This is a genomic window from Niastella sp. OAS944, from assembly GCA_024809215.1.
In the GTDB taxonomy this organism is placed as follows: domain Bacteria; phylum Bacteroidota; class Bacteroidia; order Chitinophagales; family Chitinophagaceae; genus Niastella.
In genome coordinates, this window is sequence record JANUBW010000012.1 from 315,009 (window position 1) to 333,555 (window position 18,547).

Sequence of the window (18,547 nt, forward strand, 5' to 3'; positions counted from 1 at the left end):
AGCAATAGTTAATGGCTGGAGAGTCGCAAGGTGAGCGCCCTTTAAAAGGGCACCCACCTTAGTTCAACGGCGTGCCGCACAACAAGATCTTACCCAAATAAACCACCGTTCTATCATACTTCGCGGGATTGACGCTAATGTCGGCCAGCTGTTTTTCACCCAGGACATTGCGTTTGTCGGCCTTTGCTGCAGAGATCTTCATCGTTACGGTATGTACACCTGGTTCTACTTTTATGCACTCAAACTGACCGCGGTAACGGTTGTTACAAAAGAAGCTAAACCTATCCAGCAAAGCACGGCCATCCGCCGCCGTTACTTCCGACAAACGGGTGCCGGGTAGCATTGGTTTTAGTTTCGCGGGTTTACCATCCACTTCAATTTCCATTTGGCCCGACTCAGGTCCGCCGATATCAAAGATGCCAAACATGGTGCCTTTGAATTTGAAACTAAAAGAAGCGCCGGGTTGCTCTGCTTTCATGATATAGGGGAACCAGCCGGCAAATTGTTTCAGGTAAACACTGTCTTTAGGCGTTATCTTTTCCCAACCATTACTGAATGTGGCAAGTTCCTGCGGTGAAAGCATCTTTGCTTCTTCCCAGGAAGCACTGTAAAGCACAGCAGGTAATGTATGCTTTTGCGGCGTTGCACCTGTCTGCAAAGTTTGCATACTACGGGCAATGGCCCCGGCATACAGATCGCCGCCTTCGGTTATCGGATGAATACCGTCGTTTGAAAAAACTATTTTACCAGGCGTTTTATTATCGCTTTTCCATACCAGTTTACCCTCCTGCTCAAGCAATGCAGGAAGAAGCGCCATATGAATGGAGGGTACCTTATAATGATCAGCTATTGTTTCAAGCCCTTTAACATTATCGGGAATTTGCCCCGCTGCATAGATGCGGGCATGCTCATTGTGCGCCGTATACAACAAACAAATATCAATGTTTGGGTCAGCCTTCCACAATTGCCTTATTATACCTTCCATTCCTTCTTTATAAGCGCCATTCACAGCAAACTCAATAAACACCAGGTCGGGATGATGTTGAGTAACCTGTTCGTACAAGCGACAGGCACCAAGATCGGTACCCGTACCAGACACACCGGCATTGATGAACTGCATTTTTACTGAGGGATACATGGATTGTATAAAACGGGCTGAGCTTGTTCGGTAACAATGTACCCCCTGGGTAATACTTCCACCGATATACGCTATAGTTACAGGTTTACCCGGTCGTACTTTATTAAAGAAATTAGGCAGCCCATTGCGTACTGTACATTCTTTTGTATTGTCGAACGCCGGCGGTTGTATAACTGGTATTTCACCAGCCGCCGGGTCAAAAAACAAGGGAGATGCACCTGCTTGTGACGCAGCAATCAACTGCTCGCGATTTTGCTGTGAGAATGCCGTTGTGGTTATACCGGCCGCAAACAATAAAATACAATAACGAAGGTTCATGGTAATATCTTTATTCAAAATCAACAGTTACATCTTTTGTTTCACCGCCCGCTTTCACCTGAAGCGTGCATTGCAGCGGTTTGCCCGCTTCAAGTTTATAAAACGACCATTCATATGGATAGGCATTTTGTGTTACAGTTTTTCCTCCACACAAAGCAGTTACTGTACCATCCGGCAAAGGCGAAGTTTCCAGGTAACCATATATGGAGTCCCAGCCAAATGGTGAACGGATCCTGAACACATAACATTTCCCCCAGGGCATACCCAGGTCAATTACTTTCATTCCGTTATCGACAGGAGTAATACTTTGATCAGCAATTTTCTTATTGAGTGGGATTGACAGCGCAGTAAATCCTTTTGCATCGAGCGATACGCTAACACCGCGACCGCTTAATGGCGCCGCTTTTTTCTTTCCGTTATTTCCGTAAACACTAACAGATGCTTTATCACCTACCGGTACGTCAGCACTTATTTGCAATGCAGTTTGTACAGCAGTAGCAGATTCATTGGTCAACAACACCCAAAACCGGTCGCCGGAAATACCCGTTACATAATTCACCTCGGGTTTATCTATAGTCACCAATCCTTTCTTCATCCACAAACGAACATGCTCATCATCGTACACCGTGCCTTTACCACTACCATAAATGCGGTTATTGAACCATACAAAACCATCCTGTTTTCCATAGGGAAAATGCACTTTGCCATTCGACCGCTGTATGGCTTCGGTGATCACATAATCGAACGTAAATGCCAGGTGCGGCGGAATATGATGATAATAAATGGAACTTACATCGGGCCCCTTATAAGGGAACTGGGGTTGCAAAGTAATATCAGTAAAACCGGTTGCATAATAACCTGGGTAATTGGTAAAGCGACCGATCACCGCATTGCGTGCATATGTATTAAAGATGGTGCGGTTTGTAAAACTATGCAACCTTAACAAATGCGGCGCCCAACTGCTCATAAATACGGGCCGCACCGTTTTGCCTGCATCGAAATAGGTGAAGGGTTGTTCAAAACCCAGTCCCACCGGTGACACCTCGCTTTGCGGCACCTGTTTTTCAGGCGCATCGCCTGCTGTGCGGGGAAAACCAAGCCTGTACTTTTTATCGCCTTTCCACCATAAGGTAGTATTGCCTTCAAAATGACCGCCGGTATGTATGGTTTGCATGTAGTCTTTTACCAATGGATATGAGCGGATACCCGCCAGGGTTTGAAAAGCGGAGGTTTCGGCTGCTTTCAGCCATTGTGGTTCTTTTGTTTCTTCGTACAGATCGAGCAGGTCCCACCAATAAGCATAGAACGCCGCATTGTAAAAAGGCATGCGCGACAAAGGTTTGGTTACCTTGCCGTATACCTGTGTATTGATAAATGTTTTGGCGCTTGCTTTGGCATCGTTTAACCATTTTTCATCTTTCGTAAGCCGATATGCAGCCAGGTATTGCGTGTAATCGGGCACTTCTACCGAATATCCTTTTGCATTACGAATGGCGCCATCGGGCAATGCAATCTCTTCGAGCCAGGGATTGGCCTCGCCTAACAATTGATATAATCCTTCAAAATAATTAGTGGTGAACTGTGAGCCAAACGGACTTAACCGCAGCGATCTGCTATCGCTGTTGAACGTAGTGCCCGATACGGCTTTTGCCCAACGAAATCCACTGCGCGATAAAGTATACTCGATGGTTGGCAGTGCGCGTTGTAAATAAAATTCTTCATCGCGGGCAAGTACAGCTGCCGACACCAGCGTAAGTGGCGATGAATGCACCACCGTTGGCACAATGGCGGGGTTGGCTTCGATATCATAAAAACCTTTCAACTGCGGGTTCCAACCGGCAGCGCTGTCGTTCTTAATAAGATCAACCATATTAAAGGCCGCTTCGGTTAACGAAGTACCTTTTTGCGCACGGTAATCTTTTACTGCATAAATGCTATCTGAAATATATTCAAGCGCATCATTCCAGTTACCTGTAGTGGCGCCAATAATAAATTCCTGCTGAATGGTAGCGCCTGCTTTCATCTTTGACCCATCGAGCCCCAGCACCGGTGCAAAGGCAACCGGCTGCACCTGGTTCAGCTCATTCTTTACGGCAAAACCCATGGGACTGCTAAAAGCACTGCCCCACTCCAGCGGAAATGATTGTGCGGTACCACTGGCAAATGTGGTCCATTGGCCCTGTGCTGTTTTTGCTTCAACAATGGCTACCGGCTGCGGCATCATACCCGAAGGCAGTAACACCGGTTGTGGCGACAACCGCTGATACTGGAACATAGGCGGCAATTGTATATTAGTAACACTGTCGCGCACACTACTTTGAAAGGCGGCGACGCCCAGGCTGTAAAACCCGTTTTGTGCAGGCGTGAATTGTAGCGTTATCCCAACATGCCTGCTATTTGGCGCCAACCGCCATTTGCCTTTTAATATTCTTTCGCCGCTAATGGCATATTCAACTTCAATGGTATTATTATCTATTTGTTTGGCCGCCACCGGCATCGCCTGTTTCAATTCACCTGCCATAAATGGGTTCATGGCATTATCGGGTTCCAACAAACGAAATTGTTTTCCCTGATGAGTAAAATGCGTAAACCCGTTGGATCCATTCCATGAAAGAAAGAAATTACCAAATGTTGGCTGGGGATTGGCCGATTGCAGTATATACACTTTATGATCTTCCTGCAAAGGGTCCATACTTACCCAGCGGCCTTTTTGTTTGATCTCGGTTTTTATTGCCAGTCGTTTCGCATCACCCGATACCGGCACAACGCGAAGTCTTATATAAGCATTTGCAAGAGTGGCAACAGCCGCCGCATTGGCATCTATTGTTACCGCCGGCGCCAGTACAGGATACTTCGCCTCTTCTGCTTTTTGCAACAGGGGTTTTATTTTATAGGCCGCCAGCGCTGTTAAAGCCTGGGTGTTGGGATCATTATCTGTTTGCGTAAACAAGGCGGCATCGCATCGGGCGAAATTGCCTTTACTGTCTGTTAACCTTATAACCGTTTCTCCCGCAGGTAAAGTAACCTGTCCTACCTTTTCCCAGTAATACCCATCCTTTCCATGTTTGCCCGATTCTTCCATGGCCTGTTCATTCACATACAACTGGCATAAACGCGTGCCGGGGCGATCGTTGGGATAATCGGCCGAGCGTGTCCAAACAAAATAGGTGCCGGCCTGTTGAACACGAATAACGGTCAATGCATCTGCCGCTTTGCTTTTACCCCCGGCCATTACCCGTAGTATTCGTTCACCCGACACTGTTTTACCAATATGTTCAACTACCCAGCCGCCTTTGAATTGACAATCTTCCATTTCGAGCAGGACGGATTGCTGAGCCCTGCCTCGCATGCCGGTGAGCATGATGATTGTTAGGATGTATAGTTTCTGATAGAATGACATACGTTATTTTTGAGTGTGATCCTTTCGTGAAACGTGAAACGGCAAACGTGAAAGGGCTCGCTAATTTTGAGATCACTACCTAATCTTTTTGCCCTCCGATATGTATGCCTCTTGCGCATTCGCGAGTTCCGAAAACAATTGTGAATTTCAAGTATAAAGATTTCACGTTTCACGTTTGCCGTTTCACGGATATTCTACTTCTAAGACTTTTATTCCGTAAGCCGGTATGCTCACCTGAAGATCATTAAGCCTTTCCAAAGAAACCTGCTTCCCATCAGCATCAATGCTTACTACTTTGTTAGGCACCCCACTAAACACTTTGCTGTAATCAATACTCACCGATGTATTCATCATGTCATCATCATTATTCAACAACAACAACCATAATTTTTTCTGTTGGGTGCTCACCGCAGCAAAATGATCGAGCTGGGCATTTGTTGTGGTAAGCAGGCCTTGTTTCAAAAATAACTCTGCACTATTCCCAAACACACTGCCTGCAGCAAAACCATATGTTTGATGCGGCCCCACCTTGGGTGTAATAAATCCTCGCGGAAAATTAACCTTACCATTGGTGCGTAGTTCTATCTCCGATAACAGGTAATCGGTGATCCAACCAATTTGCCACCAGGCATGATGTGGGAATGAACCCGGCCCATTATCCATAGCGGCCCAGTAATACGAGGCCACGCTTGTTTTCTTATCTACAAACGCATCGCGGCCCAACGCTGCCGCTCTTGCCATTACAAGAAAAAGCGAATCGCGGGTGAGTGTAAACATGCGAACAAACATACCGGCATGGCTGGCCAGTAAGATGGGCCCGGCATGATTGGCCGAACCGAGCGTTCCACCATGTTCAAAACTCAGTCCCACCTGGCTGATCTCCCAATCCTGTCTTGTTTTCCCTTTCACAACTTTTTCTTCGCGTGTGGGTATGGGATGGGTATACACTGAAGTAGTATATAGTTTCGCCGCTTCTATTGCAGCCTGCAGGTATTTTTTATCAGTTGTTATGTCATACAGATCAAGCAGGGCCTGGGCGCTTTGCCCGGTGGCAAAGTCGGGCGCAAAACGCGTGTCGCCACATACACCGGTAAAATGGCCTTTATTTACGGCACTGGTAATATACCAGTCGGCCCCTTTACGGGCAGCCGTTAAATACTTTTTATCACCTAACAATTTATAAGCGATCACCAGTCCATAAAAGGTGGGACGCAGATCATCGATATCAGTAAATAGAGCCTGTTTTGTTTCGTGATCATAGGCAACAGCCCATTGCCCGTTGGGCTGCATCCAGCCAAGCAATTTATCGGCGGCCAGTTTCAGTTCTGTTTTTAAAGCGGTATCGGTTGGGTTAAACAGCAATACATTGCCCGCGTCCATCAGCATGTAATAAGTAGTTCCAATGGGTTCAACATAGGGCCCCCACTCTTCGGTAAACTTTTTTGTTTGGGTAAGATAGTATTGGCCTGCTGCTGCACCATAAAAAAATCCGGCATCGGTATCCTGTTGCGCCAGTTTGAAATTGCGCACATAGGGCAAACGGGTTTGCGTTAACACACTGTCGTGCGATATTTTCGCAAGCATCCACATAGCGCCATAATCGGCATTTTTAATGGCGTCTTTCTGTGACCCATGCACCCCGCCCAGGTAGTGTTGCGCACCAATATTCATTCCCTTATATTGTTCAACTTTCCATTTGGATGTACTGTCGTCTACCACATACCGTTGCATTGATAAAATGCGGTCGGTTAACGACTGACTGGCCTGCTTTAAGGCCAGAAAATCTTTCAACCGGTAAATATCATTCACTGCATGTTTATATACGGTATACCAGTCGGCAACCTGCACCGAATACCGGAATGAGAACTGCACGCTTTCGCCAGCTTTCAGGTAAGAGCCTTTTTGCCCGAGCACGGGATGCCAGGCAACCGGCGTTAATTGTGAACGGCGGTCCATTAATGATAAACCCAATTGCCAGTCATCCTGCGTTTTGCTGTTCCCTACCCAGGGATCGCGGCTGGTTCCCGGCGCTGGTATCACGGCCATCGTTACGCCATTCTTAGCAGATAAAAGCGGCGATAAAGTAGAAGCAGTTCTGTCGTGGGTTATTACCGGTTTATCGGGAATACCCTGACCGTATGCATATGCCTGAATAAAATTCTTCGAAACGCTATTTCCCTGAAAATGCCCCGGCACTATTCCCCATGCCAATTCATTGCTTGCAACAGTTGCCAGTGAAGGCGAAGCAAGGGAATAATAGCCATCCTGTTTTGCCGTTAATGTAAGATGCACCAGCACATCGGTTTCATACTGGGCATCCATTTGCCACAGTGCTTTTACTGTTGCCTGTTTTGTATCCCGGGTAAATTGAAGCGTTTTATCATGTCTTATTACGTCGGCGGGAAAAAATGAAACGGCATCACCAGCCCTGTTCATAGCTACAGGCTGCATCGCTTCGTTCCATAACGGAATTATATACCGGTATTGCGGTTCGGGAAAAACTTTCGGTGTTTGCTTTTCATTATAAATAGTTACAGGCGTTGAGTCGGGTTTTGTTGCGGAATACAGTACGGTATACTCACCACTCACACCACCAACAGGCGACCATTTATTATTCTTTAGCACCGACAATTGTTTCAACTGCCAGCCATTAGCTCCTTTATTCCACAACAATTGTAAGCGCCCCGATGATAGTTCCACCTTGCTTGTAGCTTGTTGCCCCTGCATACCATACGGCATAACAGCTGCCAGCAAAACCGTCGCTATAACTTTGGATACTGTCTTTATCTTAAATTTTTTTGATGCCCGGTACGGGATCAGTGCACACACCAATATGACAGTAGCAATACCTGCTACTATTCCTTTGCTCGATGGGGTGAGTGCGCTTAACACAAACAGCAATACGGCAATAAACACCAGTGAAAAAGCGATCACCCGTAACCCAAACAGGTTCTGTCGTTTGATCTCCTTTTTTTCTTCAGCACTTGCCTGCAATGCCTGTTGCTTTCGCTGGGCGCTTTTTTGTTTGAATTGTATATACTGATCGCTAAGCAGGTCCTTTTTATATGCATACCATTCATACAGGGCCAGCATAAGAAATGGCAGCCCCACTCCCAGCAGCATTTCTGTACCACGGCTTAATTTAAAACCAATAGTAAGCGGCAATAACATTTTAAAAATGAGGTTTACCGCCAGCGATACAAGGGTAACATACATGGTTGTTCTACCCGAAAGCCGTTTCGAGAACAATGCCCATATGGGTGGCGCCAGCAGCGGACCGCCGGTAATGGCGCCAATGCTTAAAGTAAATTCTACAATACCGCCAATGTATGGAACAATAAGGGCTATGCCTATCATACCCAGCCCAAAGAACCAGGATGAGATGCGCGCCACACGCATCAGTTTTTTATCCGATGCATGCGGATCTATATTGGCTTTGTAAATATCATTGGTAAATACAGCCGATACCACGTTCAGTGCGGTATTGGCACTGGCAGAGGTAGAAAAGTACATACCGGTAAGAATAAGGCCCATAAGCCCCGCAGGTAATACATGTTTGCAGATCATCAGGTAGGCATTCTCGGTATCGAGACCCGTTAATGCCGGATTGATGGTCTTATATACCATTGGCGGAAGCATCCATAATATGGGGCTAATGATATACAGGCCGGCAAACAGGAAGGCCACCTTGCGGGCCGACTTAGGCGTATCAACACTTGTATAGCGTTGTACAAACGTCCAGTTACCACCAATATAAAAAATATGATACAATGCAAAGGCAAGAATAAAACCCCAGGTATATTCACCATTTACTACACTAAAAAATCGTTCAGGTGCTTTCTGCAGAAAGTTTTCTGCGCCACCCGAAGCATTAAACGCCAATGGAATAATAATAAGAATGGCAGCGGTGAGTATTACAAACTGCAATATATCTGTTACCATTACGGCCCACAACCCACCAACGGCGGTGTAAGCGATCATAAACAAACCAAGTACAACTGTGGCGGGCACCAATGGGAAACCTAAAGAAGAAGCCACCAGTTTTGATACGGAATACAAGACCGATCCTTTTATAAACAACGACACCAGCATGAAAATGTAGATATAGGTCTTCTGCACCTTCTCACCCAGCCTTTCCCTTATAAATTCAGCAGCGGTAAGGTTACCGGTTGCCTTCCATTTAGGCGCCAGGTACAAACCGGTTATCAATCCGCCAATACACATGGTCCATTGAATGGTGATAGCCACCCAGCCATGCTGATAGGCAATAGAGCCCCATGCCACAAAAGTACCGGCCGAAAAAAAGCTCATAAAAAGCGATAAACCGCCAATGAACCAGGGTACGGCTTCACCACCGGCAAAGAACGATTTCAGGTTCCTTCCTGTTCGCACAAACAGAAAGCCTATGAGCATTATAAAGACTGAGAAAACTATAATGACCGTTGTATCTATCATTGATCAATGTGATAATGTGATAATTCGATAATGCGATAATGAAATACAGTTCCGTTAGGGGAGTATTGTCAATGTAATTTCCCTTAACGTTCGCTCTATATTTTCATAAGATCCGTTGGTTGCTTCAAACACCGCTTTGTAGGTACCGGGCTTTGTATACACACCGGCAGCTACGTACTTGTTCAAATTAACGGTGATGTTTTTTATGGCCACCCCTTTATCGGGTGAAACAGCTGTAGGGTTAAAACTTTTTGTCAGCACCCAATCATCATCCAGTGCAGTAGCGCTGCCCTGTAACAGTAATTGAGCGCTTGTAATAGACCATACTGCAGCCGGGTTTTTAAAATCAACGGCTTTCCAACCGGCGGTTGCCATAGTGGCCATTGATGTAACACTGCCATCTGCAGCCTGGTTATCGGCGTTGAACGTCCGCACCACCCAGCGGTTCTGGCTTTGTATGGCAGTTGTTATATAACGAAATGCCAGGGTAACCGATTTGTTGCCATTGGTAAACTCCGACATATCCAGCGTACCCGATTGCGTTTGATCGGCCCCGGATGATAAAGTAGCCCTGCTTGTGATATCCGTCCAGGTAGCCTTTTTTACATTTGTGGTGTCATACGTACCGTTAAAATCATTCGACACCAGCACCGATAAATTGTTCCGGATGCCAAATTGCTGGTAGGTATTGAACTTTATCAGCAGCTTATTACCTGTTGTAAAAAGGCGGTCTTTATATTCATAAACACTGCCGGGCATACCCGACCAGAAAACAATGTTCTGCGGATCGCCGGTAAACTCAAAGTTTATGGTATCGCCTGCTTTATAGGTTGTAGAGCTTGTAAACACATCAAATGCCGGCGCATCAACCCTGTCTCTTTTTGAGCAGGAAATAATGGCAAGGCCAAGCGCAAATGGTATAATATATTTTATGGTCAGCATGAATTTGTAGTTTGGTTTTACCATCCGGGATTTTGTGCAATATTCGGGTTCACTGAAATTTCACTGTTTGGTATAGGGAACAATACGCTTCTCGATGTTATGCGGCCTGCCTGTGCTATAGCCGGGGCCGATAAAGCAGACGGCATGGTGGCCTGGTAGTCGGCCACCAGTTGCTGCATTGTAGTAACATACATACCCCATCTTATAAGATCGTGTTTACGAATTCCTTCAAAAGCCAGCTCACAAAAGCGTTCTTTTTTTATGGCTTCCAAAAAATCAACCTGCGCCAAACCGGCTGGTAAATCGGCAGTAGCATCAGGCGCATTTACCGGTTTGGCATACCCGCGGCGGCGTACCATATTCAACGCGTCATAAGCTGCAGTGGTTGGGCCATTCAATTCATTCTCGGCTTCAGCAAACATCAATAACACATCGGAATACCGCAGCATGGGGAAATTGATGGGCGTAAAATCCTGGCTCTTGGGTTTGAACAATTCATATTCTCTTCTCCATTTACCGGCGCTTCTTTCATAGATCTGGGTGGCCGTCCAGTTTGTTCGGGTAACCGGCGCCGAAGTGCCGGAGCCTGTAGGTACAAAACGGTAAGGAGCAATGGTCCAGTCGCGGCGCGTATCGCCTGCGCCATAAGCATTGTATAATTTGCCGGTAGTGTGCACATAATCGTAGGCAAAACCGGTATCTATATTGGGGCAATACACGCCCATCCACGAACCCAGGTAACCACCTTCGCGTATCTGCTCGGTATTATTGCCATAATATTCCACTTCCCATAAACACTCTTTTATATCAAACTTATCCTGCGCATGGTTTATGAAGATCTGCGAAAAGTTGCTATTGAGGGCATGTACATTCGATTGTATTACTTTGGCTGCATAGTTCTTTGCATCGGTATATTTTGCCTCATCATGTAAAGGGGCGCCGGCCATAGTAAGGTAAACGCGGGCCAACATGGCCTGTACAGCTGTTTTTGAAATACGGCTGTTGTAACCATAATAGGTAATATCTTTTACAAGACCTTCCGCTTCTTTCATATCCTGTATTATCTGTGCATATACTTCTGCAACCGATGAACGTGGCAATGGCGGTTCAACCGGCGACTCCATTGGCTGGGTGCGCAGCGGAACAGCGCCAAAATTATCAACCAGTACAAAATAATAGAAGGCCCGTAGGAACAGCGCCTGTCCTTTTACTTCATTGCGGGCCGAATCGCTTACCTGTGCCTTATCGATGTTAGCCAGTAACATATTGGCCCGTTCAACGCCCGTATACAGGGCTTCCCAGCAACGGTTCAGGTCAAGCATCGAGGCATCTATTGTATTGGACATATACCCTGTGGTTTGTCCTTTCAGAAAGAACTCATCGCTAAAAGCAAGATATCCGAATAACGCCGAACCATAGGTGCGGCGGTCGCCCAGCCGGTCGTACACCGCGCTCAACGCGCGGTCGAGATCGTTTTGGGTGCGGTAATAATTTTCAGGCGTAACGGAATCGGTAGGTTTTGTTTCCAAAAATTTCTTACAACTTATAAGGCATACCATTACCAACACCGGTACAATAAGCTGGCTATATTTAAATTTGCTGATCTTCATTTACAGGCAATTTATCGTTAGAAGGTTACATTTAATCCCAGGGTAAGCGTTCTGGCTTTGGGGTAAGCCGACCAGTCGAACCCGGGTGTAAGCGCACTGTTCCTTACAGACACTTCAGGGTCCACACCGGTATAGTTCGTCCAGGTGATCAGGTTTTGCGCCGCTGCATACAACCTGATGTTTTTGATCTTTATTTTCTTTAATGAAGCCGCCGGCAGATTGTAGCCCAGCGCCACCGTTTTAAGCCGTACAAAGGAACCGTCTTCAATAATACGGGTTGAATATACATTCGGGCCCTGCACACCAGCAGCAGGCATATCAGTATTGGTATTCTCGGTCGTCCAGCGGTCCTCAAATGATTTAAACATGTTCAGGTACTGCCGGGCTTCGGCGCCTTCAAATACAATGCGGTTCGCATTCAGGATATCATTTCCATATGACCATTGAAAGAAAATATTCAGATCGAAATTGTTGTAACGGAAGTTATTTGAAAAGCCCCCAATGTGAACGGGTATGGGGTTGCCGATATAGGTTTGATCATTGGCATCCACCACGCCATCGTTATTCAGATCAACGTATTTTATGTAACCGGGTTTTATCAGCGAACGGTCGAGCCCGTTATTGGGCACATCATCGCGCAGCACATAAGTGCCGTTTGGCAATTGGTTAAAGTCGTCATACTGGTAAAGCCCGTTGAACAGGTAACCCATAAACAAGGCCACCGGCATATTGGGGCGCGCCAGGTAGGGCAGCGAATTATTGAAGTTATCGTTCCAGGTTACGCGGGTGGTAAGGCTGGGCTGATTTTCATTCAGTTCAAGTATTTTATTGCGGTTGAATGCAATATTGAAGTTGGTGCTCCAGGTGAATTTCTTGCTATCGATATTCACTGTATTTAAAGTAAGCTCAACACCCCGGTTATTTACCTTACCAATGTTTTTATATGCAGCGGGATAACCAGTTGAGGAAGGTAATGAAGCAAGCAACAACAGTTTATCGGTTACCTTATAGTAATAGTCGGCCGTTACACTAATGCGGTTATTCAGTAAGCCTACATCGAGCCCCACATTGGTTTGCGCGGTATTTTCCCATACCAACGTTGGGTTGCCAACTTCAACAGGTGCAGAACCGGGAATATGCGTATTGTTGAAATAATAGCCGGGTGTTGTATTGGCGCTGCCATTGGTAAAACCGGTTTGCCGCAATACACTCAGGTAAGCAAAATCGCCTACCCGGTTATTACCGGTTACGCCATAACCCACACGCAGCTTCGCTTCGGAGAGTAGTTTTATGTTCTTCATAAACTTCTCTTCATGAATGCGCCAGGCAAATGAACCAGATGGGAAATAACTCCATTTATTACCGGTTGGAAATTTTGAGGAACCATCGGCCCTGAAAGAAGCAGTGAAAAGGTACCTGTTATATAATGTATACATGGCCCGGCCGAGGAAAGACGCCAAGGTATTTTCCGAGATCGATGATGCACTCAAAACGGGCATACCCTCATCGAGCCCGCTGATACCTAAATATTCATTAGGTACTTTATTGGCAGTAAAACCATCTATTACCGTTTTTTGTTCCTGCAAGGTAAAACCACCCACCAGGTTCAATTGATGGTCCTTATTGAACCGTTTGTTCCAGGTAAGTGTATTTTCATTCAGCCAGCTGCTGGTGGTATTGTTGTTTATAGATCCGTTTATGCCATTGGTTTGGCCGTATACGGTAAGCGGATTTCCCGCCGAAGTTTTTGAATTGTTGAAGAGCTCGCGCCGAACTGAATTACGGGTGATGCCGCCGGTTACCCGCAGCGTGAGGTTCTTCAGCAGTTTATATTCAAGGTACGTATTGGCAAACAAGGCATTGGTAAAGGCCATGTTATAAGCATTCTCGGCCTGCACCACAGGGTTTACCCGCAGGTCAACGGTTGAAGTAATATTGGGATCGAAGGGATCATCCGCAAAGGACAGATCGGCAATGGAGTCGCCGGTAAGCGGGCGGTAGCCCCAGGCGCTGTAAAAAGCATAGGAAGAGGCATTGATGCCATTGTCGCCGCCATTGGTAGCTATCTGGCCATTTGCCCTGAGCGATGAATAATTCACGTTCACGCCCACTTTAACTTTTGAACTTACCGTTTGGTCGAGCACTATCCTACCCTGGGCACGCCGAAAACCACTATTAATAAGAATACCATCCTGATCGAGCAAAGAACCGGAAAGCGCATACCTGGTTTTATCGGTGCCGCCGCTGATCGATACACTATGGCTCCACATGGGCGCGGTGCGTAACATTTTATCCTGCCAGTTTACGCCGGTGGCATCTTTGTATGAATCGAGCGTTTTACCATTCTTCAGGTACGTGGTAGCGGCCGAAGTGGGGTTCAGTTCAAACTGGTATTTCACAAACTCGTATGGGCTCATCACTTTCTGCCGTTTTATTTCTTTTTGCCAGCCATACCAGCCACTATACGTTACTACGGGCACGCCTATTTTTCCTTTTTTTGTGGTAATGATAATTACGCCATTTGCGCCACGAGCGCCATAAATGGCAGTGGCCGATGCATCTTTCAACACTTCAATAGATTCAATTTCATCGGGATTGAACATATTGTTATTGGGAATTTCAACGGGAAAGCCATCAATAACATAAAGCGGCGCATTGCTTTGGGTAATGGAATTGCCGCCCCGTATAACAATGAGGTTGCTTTGTCCCGGTTGACCGTCAACAGCAGAAACCTGCACACCGGCTACGCGGCCTGCAAGCGCATCTTCAATAGAAGGCACGGGCGCTTTTTTTACATCGGGCATTCTTACCTGCCCTACGGAGCCGGTGAGGTCTTTTTTTCGAACGCTGCCGTACCCGATGACTATCACATCATCGAGGTCCTTCAGGCTTGTTTCAAGCTTTACATTATAAACGGTGCCGGTTGCACTCAACCGTACCTGTTTAGGTGTAAAACCCACAGAAGAAATAGTAAGTACTACGCCGGTAGTGCTGTTTAAGGTAAGACTAAAGTATCCGTCTTCATTGGTGGTGGCGGTAATTGGTTTTCCCTTTACCTCAACCGAAACACCTTCGAGCGGTTCGTTATTGAGATCGGTGACCTTACCGGTAATTACTTTGGCTGTAGTTGGTGGTGCATTTTGTGCAGTAGCTTTGGTAATTAGCAAAAAAGCAGTTACAATCGTCAGGCAGATCGCAGTCAATGTTTGTTTCATACGGCTATGTTCTATAACAAAAATGCTGAATACAATTAGCAGAACAAAAAAAGTTGAGATTAAAATATTATGGGAACATTCCCATTTTACGGGAACATTCCCAATGTTGTTTTAATTTGTTTTCTTTGTAGCAACCTTTTAATCCTTCTTTAATGAAGCGACACCAGATAACGATTGTAGATATTGCCAACAAGTTGAACCTGTCTAAATCAACAGTTAGCCGTGTATTGACGGGCCACCCGAGTGTAAGCGAAAAAACGCGTAAGGCGGTGCTTGAGCTGGCCGAGAAAATGGATTACCAGCGCAACATGTTATCCATAAGTTTGCTTAACCAGAAAAGCAATACCATTGGCATCATTGTTCCCGAATTTATGAGTTCCTATTTCCCACAGGTGATCATCGGCGCACAGGAAATTGCGGCCCAGGAAGGGTACAATACTATTATTTGTCATAGCAACGAGAATTATGAAACAGAAGTGGCCAATACCAAACTGATGCTGGCCAACCAGGTTGATGGCGTGCTGGTATCCATTACCAAGGAAACAAGGAACTTCGATCACCTGAAAGTTTTTGAACGCAAAGGCATTCCCATTGTTTTCTTTAACCGGGTTTGTGAAGACATGAGTGTTCCCAAGGTAGTGGTGGATGATTATGAAGGCGCCTTTCGCGCCGTGGAGCATCTTATAAAAAGAAAGAAAAAACGGATTGCGCATCTGGCCGGGCCTGATTCACTACCCATAAGCGTTAAAAGGCTGCGTGGCTATCGCGACGCGCTTAAGAAATATGAGATTCCCATCGATGAAGAACTTATTATTCCCTATGATCTTACACTGGCCAAGGTAAAGATCTATGTGAACCATTTGTTGCAGCTCGACAACCCGCCCGACGCTATTTTCGCCATCAACGATCCTACGGCTATTGAAGCTATTAAGATCATTCGCAAAAAAGGACTGCGGGTGCCGGAGGATATGGCCGTAGTGGGTTTCAGCAATGATTATGTGTCGGAATTAATTGACCCACCGCTTACCACGGTATCGCAACCGGTAAAGGAAATGGGCAGTACGGCAGCCCGGTTGCTGATAGATCAGATAAACCGGGAAGTTTCGGAGTGGAAATCGATTATAAGGGTTTTAAAAACAGAGTTGATTGTGAGGAAATCGAGTTAACGCAAAAACTTCGGCGTTCCCATATCTATCGGCCCTTTATCGGGCCAGGGGCCATTGGGAATAATGAGTTCTGAATGCGGCCAGGCAATCCAGTTATTGCGGGGCATTGCCGCCGCCGTTACCAGGTTCTGCAAAACAATATGCAAATCGGCTAAGCGCCATACATCTTCATTGGGATCATCTTCTTTACCCGCCGATGCCTCCATCGCTTCCTGCCCGGTGCGCGACAATACCACCGTTGAACAGGGCGGGCTCCAGCAGCCCAGTCCGCCAAAAACAGCCTGCAGCCTGGCGGCTACTTCTATGCCGCCTACTGAATCCATGGTAACAGCACTGGCCATCGGCTTGCCGAAAAAGGCCGGGGTATTTTCAAAAGCCGTGGTCACTTCTACAAACCGTTGTAACGGTGAGCTCCAGTTGTTCCAGTAAACACCGGTGACCACCAGAAAAGCATCGCAATTAAATAAAAGGTTATACATCTCATTTATAGAAGGCTGGGGATCGGTAAGCGTTAAAAGAGTACATTGTTGCTGCAGTTGACTGGTTAATATTTCCTTTGCATGTTTCGCCACCGCATAGGAGTTACCGGCAGTTCCCCGCAGGGAACCATTAATAATGAGCATATTTTTAGAAGCAGTTGTCATAGCATTCAAAGTTACTTATATTTGGTTATGCGCACCATCATCCTTTCCCTGCTTCTTTCTTGTCATGTAGCAACACATGCACAGGAAAAACCAATCGTTATTCCTTTTGAACTAACAAAATATAACAATCTTTCTGTACCTGTGGTCATTAATAAGAAAGACACGGTGCATTTGATGCTTCATACCGCGAGCAGTTCAGTGACGTTGATAGAAGAAAGTGTAAAAAAATTGAGCACCCTTAATTTCAGCGGCACCGATACCGTTACAAGCTGGGGCAGCAGTGAAAACACATCGAGGTTTAGCCCGGGCAATACCCTCCAGATAGGTGGGCTTACCATAGAGCAGGAACCTATTTGGGAAGACAAATATTCAGGTCACTTTACCGATGGCAAGTTTGGACTTGGCCTATTTAAAGACAAAGTGATTGAAATTGACTTTGATAAAAAACAAATCGTTTTGCATAACAGCCTGCCGCCAAAAGTCAAAAGTTATACAATGTTGCCGGCCAAATTTGACCATAACAAGCTGTTTGTACAAGCAACCTGCAATACCGGCCACGACACTGTAAGCAATAGCTTTCTTATTCATTCCGGTTACTCGGGCGGGGTATTGTTCGATGACCAATTTGTAGCCGATCATAAACTGAATGAATATTTACAGATAACAGACACCAAAGAAATGAAAGACGCATTTGGCAATGCGCTAAAAACCCGCAAGGCTGTGTTACCAGGTTTTACCATTGGCAAAACAACTTTACAGAATGCCCCGGCTAACTTTTTCGAAGGCGCCCTTGGCCGCCAAAAAATGAGCTTTATTGGTGGCGACATCATAAAACGGTTCAACATCATCATCGATGCGCAGCGAACGAGTGTTTATCTGCGGCCTAATAAAGGAAGAAAAAGCGCTTATTTCAGCTAACCGGCTTTGGGGTGTTTAGGCTCGGTATATTTTTTTAATCGCTTTTCGTTCTTTGCTATCCTCTTTTTGGTAGCCTTAATATTTTTATTCAGTTTATCAACCCTGTCGGTTTCGCGCCTTGCAGTTTTAGCATCTTTGCGGGCAGCGCTCGAGCTTTTATCGGCCCTTTTGGCCAGCTTTCTGTTCTTGGGATCATCGCTTAATTTATCGGCTGCGGTTGAGTTTGCATTGGCAGAACGCTGGGCTTTTGCGATAGCTTCGCCTTTAAGTTTTAATCTTTCCTCTAACTGTGTTTGCAGATCGGCCAGTTTCGATTTGTCTTCATCTATTTTTGATACCAGGGAAAGGGAATCAGCATTCTGCGTTTGTGCAGTGGAGGATATACAAAATGCTAAAAATAACACAACGGTTAACAGCACAATTCTTTTCATAACGCCATTTTAATGGTTCAGAGGATTTTATCTACAACTATAAGTATACAGTTGACCTGTAAAATTACAGCTAAGGGGTATTTTATTTATAATAACTGCTTAATATCATACAATCCAGGTCTTTTAGCATATTTTCTGGTAATATAAATTAGAATGGCAGAGATTAGTTTATAATTACTCTATTATAAAATTATTTTTCGGGCGATAAGTTAAAATGGAAGTGTCTAATTCTTTGTGTAAATAAAATATAAGTAACTGTATTAGAGAGATTAATCCCCCGGGCAGGTGAAGCGAAGTGAGGCGGAGCGTA

10 protein-coding genes are annotated in these 18,547 nt (G+C 45.7%); 2 read left to right on the forward strand and 8 right to left on the reverse strand.

Annotated elements, in window-relative coordinates:
* Positions 1–58: 58 nt before the first annotated feature.
* The 6 genes from GGD38_RS33900 to GGD38_RS33925 all read right to left on the reverse strand — a co-directional run bounded on the left by GGD38_RS33900 (position 59) and on the right by GGD38_RS33925 (position 15,078).
* A complete protein-coding gene (locus GGD38_RS33900) occupies positions 59–1,474 on the reverse strand; it encodes an SGNH/GDSL hydrolase family protein (protein WP_375302548.1) in 1,416 nt (471 codons plus the stop codon).
* Entirely contained in the window at positions 1,467–4,856 is a 3,390-nt protein-coding gene (locus GGD38_RS33905; protein ID WP_375302549.1) for a hypothetical protein, read from the reverse strand. Before GGD38_RS33905 ends, GGD38_RS33900 begins: the two co-directional genes overlap by 8 nt.
* A 183-nt stretch (positions 4,857–5,039) precedes the next feature.
* Entirely contained in the window at positions 5,040–9,311 is a 4,272-nt protein-coding gene (locus tag GGD38_RS33910; RefSeq protein ID WP_375302550.1) for a hypothetical protein, read from the reverse strand.
* A 54-nt stretch (positions 9,312–9,365) separates the two neighbouring features.
* Positions 9,366–10,253, reverse strand: coding sequence for a DUF5017 domain-containing protein (locus tag GGD38_RS33915; protein ID WP_375302551.1), 888 nt, complete (start codon positions 10,251–10,253; stop codon positions 9,366–9,368).
* Between the two features lie 17 nt (positions 10,254–10,270).
* Positions 10,271–11,863 (reverse strand): RagB/SusD family nutrient uptake outer membrane protein, encoded by a 1,593-nt coding sequence (locus GGD38_RS33920; RefSeq protein WP_375302552.1) that lies wholly within the window; start codon positions 11,861–11,863, stop codon positions 10,271–10,273.
* 17 nt (positions 11,864–11,880) lie between these two features.
* A complete protein-coding gene (locus tag GGD38_RS33925) occupies positions 11,881–15,078 on the reverse strand; it encodes a SusC/RagA family TonB-linked outer membrane protein (protein ID WP_375302553.1) in 3,198 nt (1,065 codons plus the stop codon).
* A 152-nt stretch (positions 15,079–15,230) separates the two neighbouring features.
* On the opposite strand from GGD38_RS33925, the gene GGD38_RS33930 reads away from it, so the two are divergent.
* Positions 15,231–16,244: a LacI family DNA-binding transcriptional regulator gene (locus tag GGD38_RS33930; protein WP_375302554.1), complete on the forward strand. Its 1,014-nt coding sequence runs from the start codon at positions 15,231–15,233 to the stop codon at positions 16,242–16,244.
* Here GGD38_RS33930 and GGD38_RS33935 read toward each other — a convergent pair.
* Complete coding sequence (locus GGD38_RS33935) at positions 16,241–16,888, reverse strand: NAD(P)H-dependent oxidoreductase (RefSeq protein ID WP_375302555.1); 648 nt, start codon at positions 16,886–16,888, stop codon at positions 16,241–16,243. The genes GGD38_RS33930 and GGD38_RS33935 overlap by 4 nt on opposite strands.
* A 27-nt stretch (positions 16,889–16,915) precedes the next feature.
* Between GGD38_RS33935 and GGD38_RS33940 the strand changes: the two genes are divergently transcribed.
* Positions 16,916–17,806: a hypothetical protein gene (locus GGD38_RS33940; protein ID WP_375302556.1), complete on the forward strand. Its 891-nt coding sequence runs from the start codon at positions 16,916–16,918 to the stop codon at positions 17,804–17,806.
* Here GGD38_RS33940 and GGD38_RS33945 read toward each other — a convergent pair.
* The gene (locus GGD38_RS33945) at positions 17,803–18,237 is read right to left on the reverse strand and encodes a hypothetical protein (protein ID WP_375302557.1); all 435 of its coding nucleotides are present in this window, start codon (positions 18,235–18,237) and stop codon (positions 17,803–17,805) included. The genes GGD38_RS33940 and GGD38_RS33945 overlap by 4 nt on opposite strands.
* Positions 18,238–18,547: the final 310 nt, after the last annotated feature.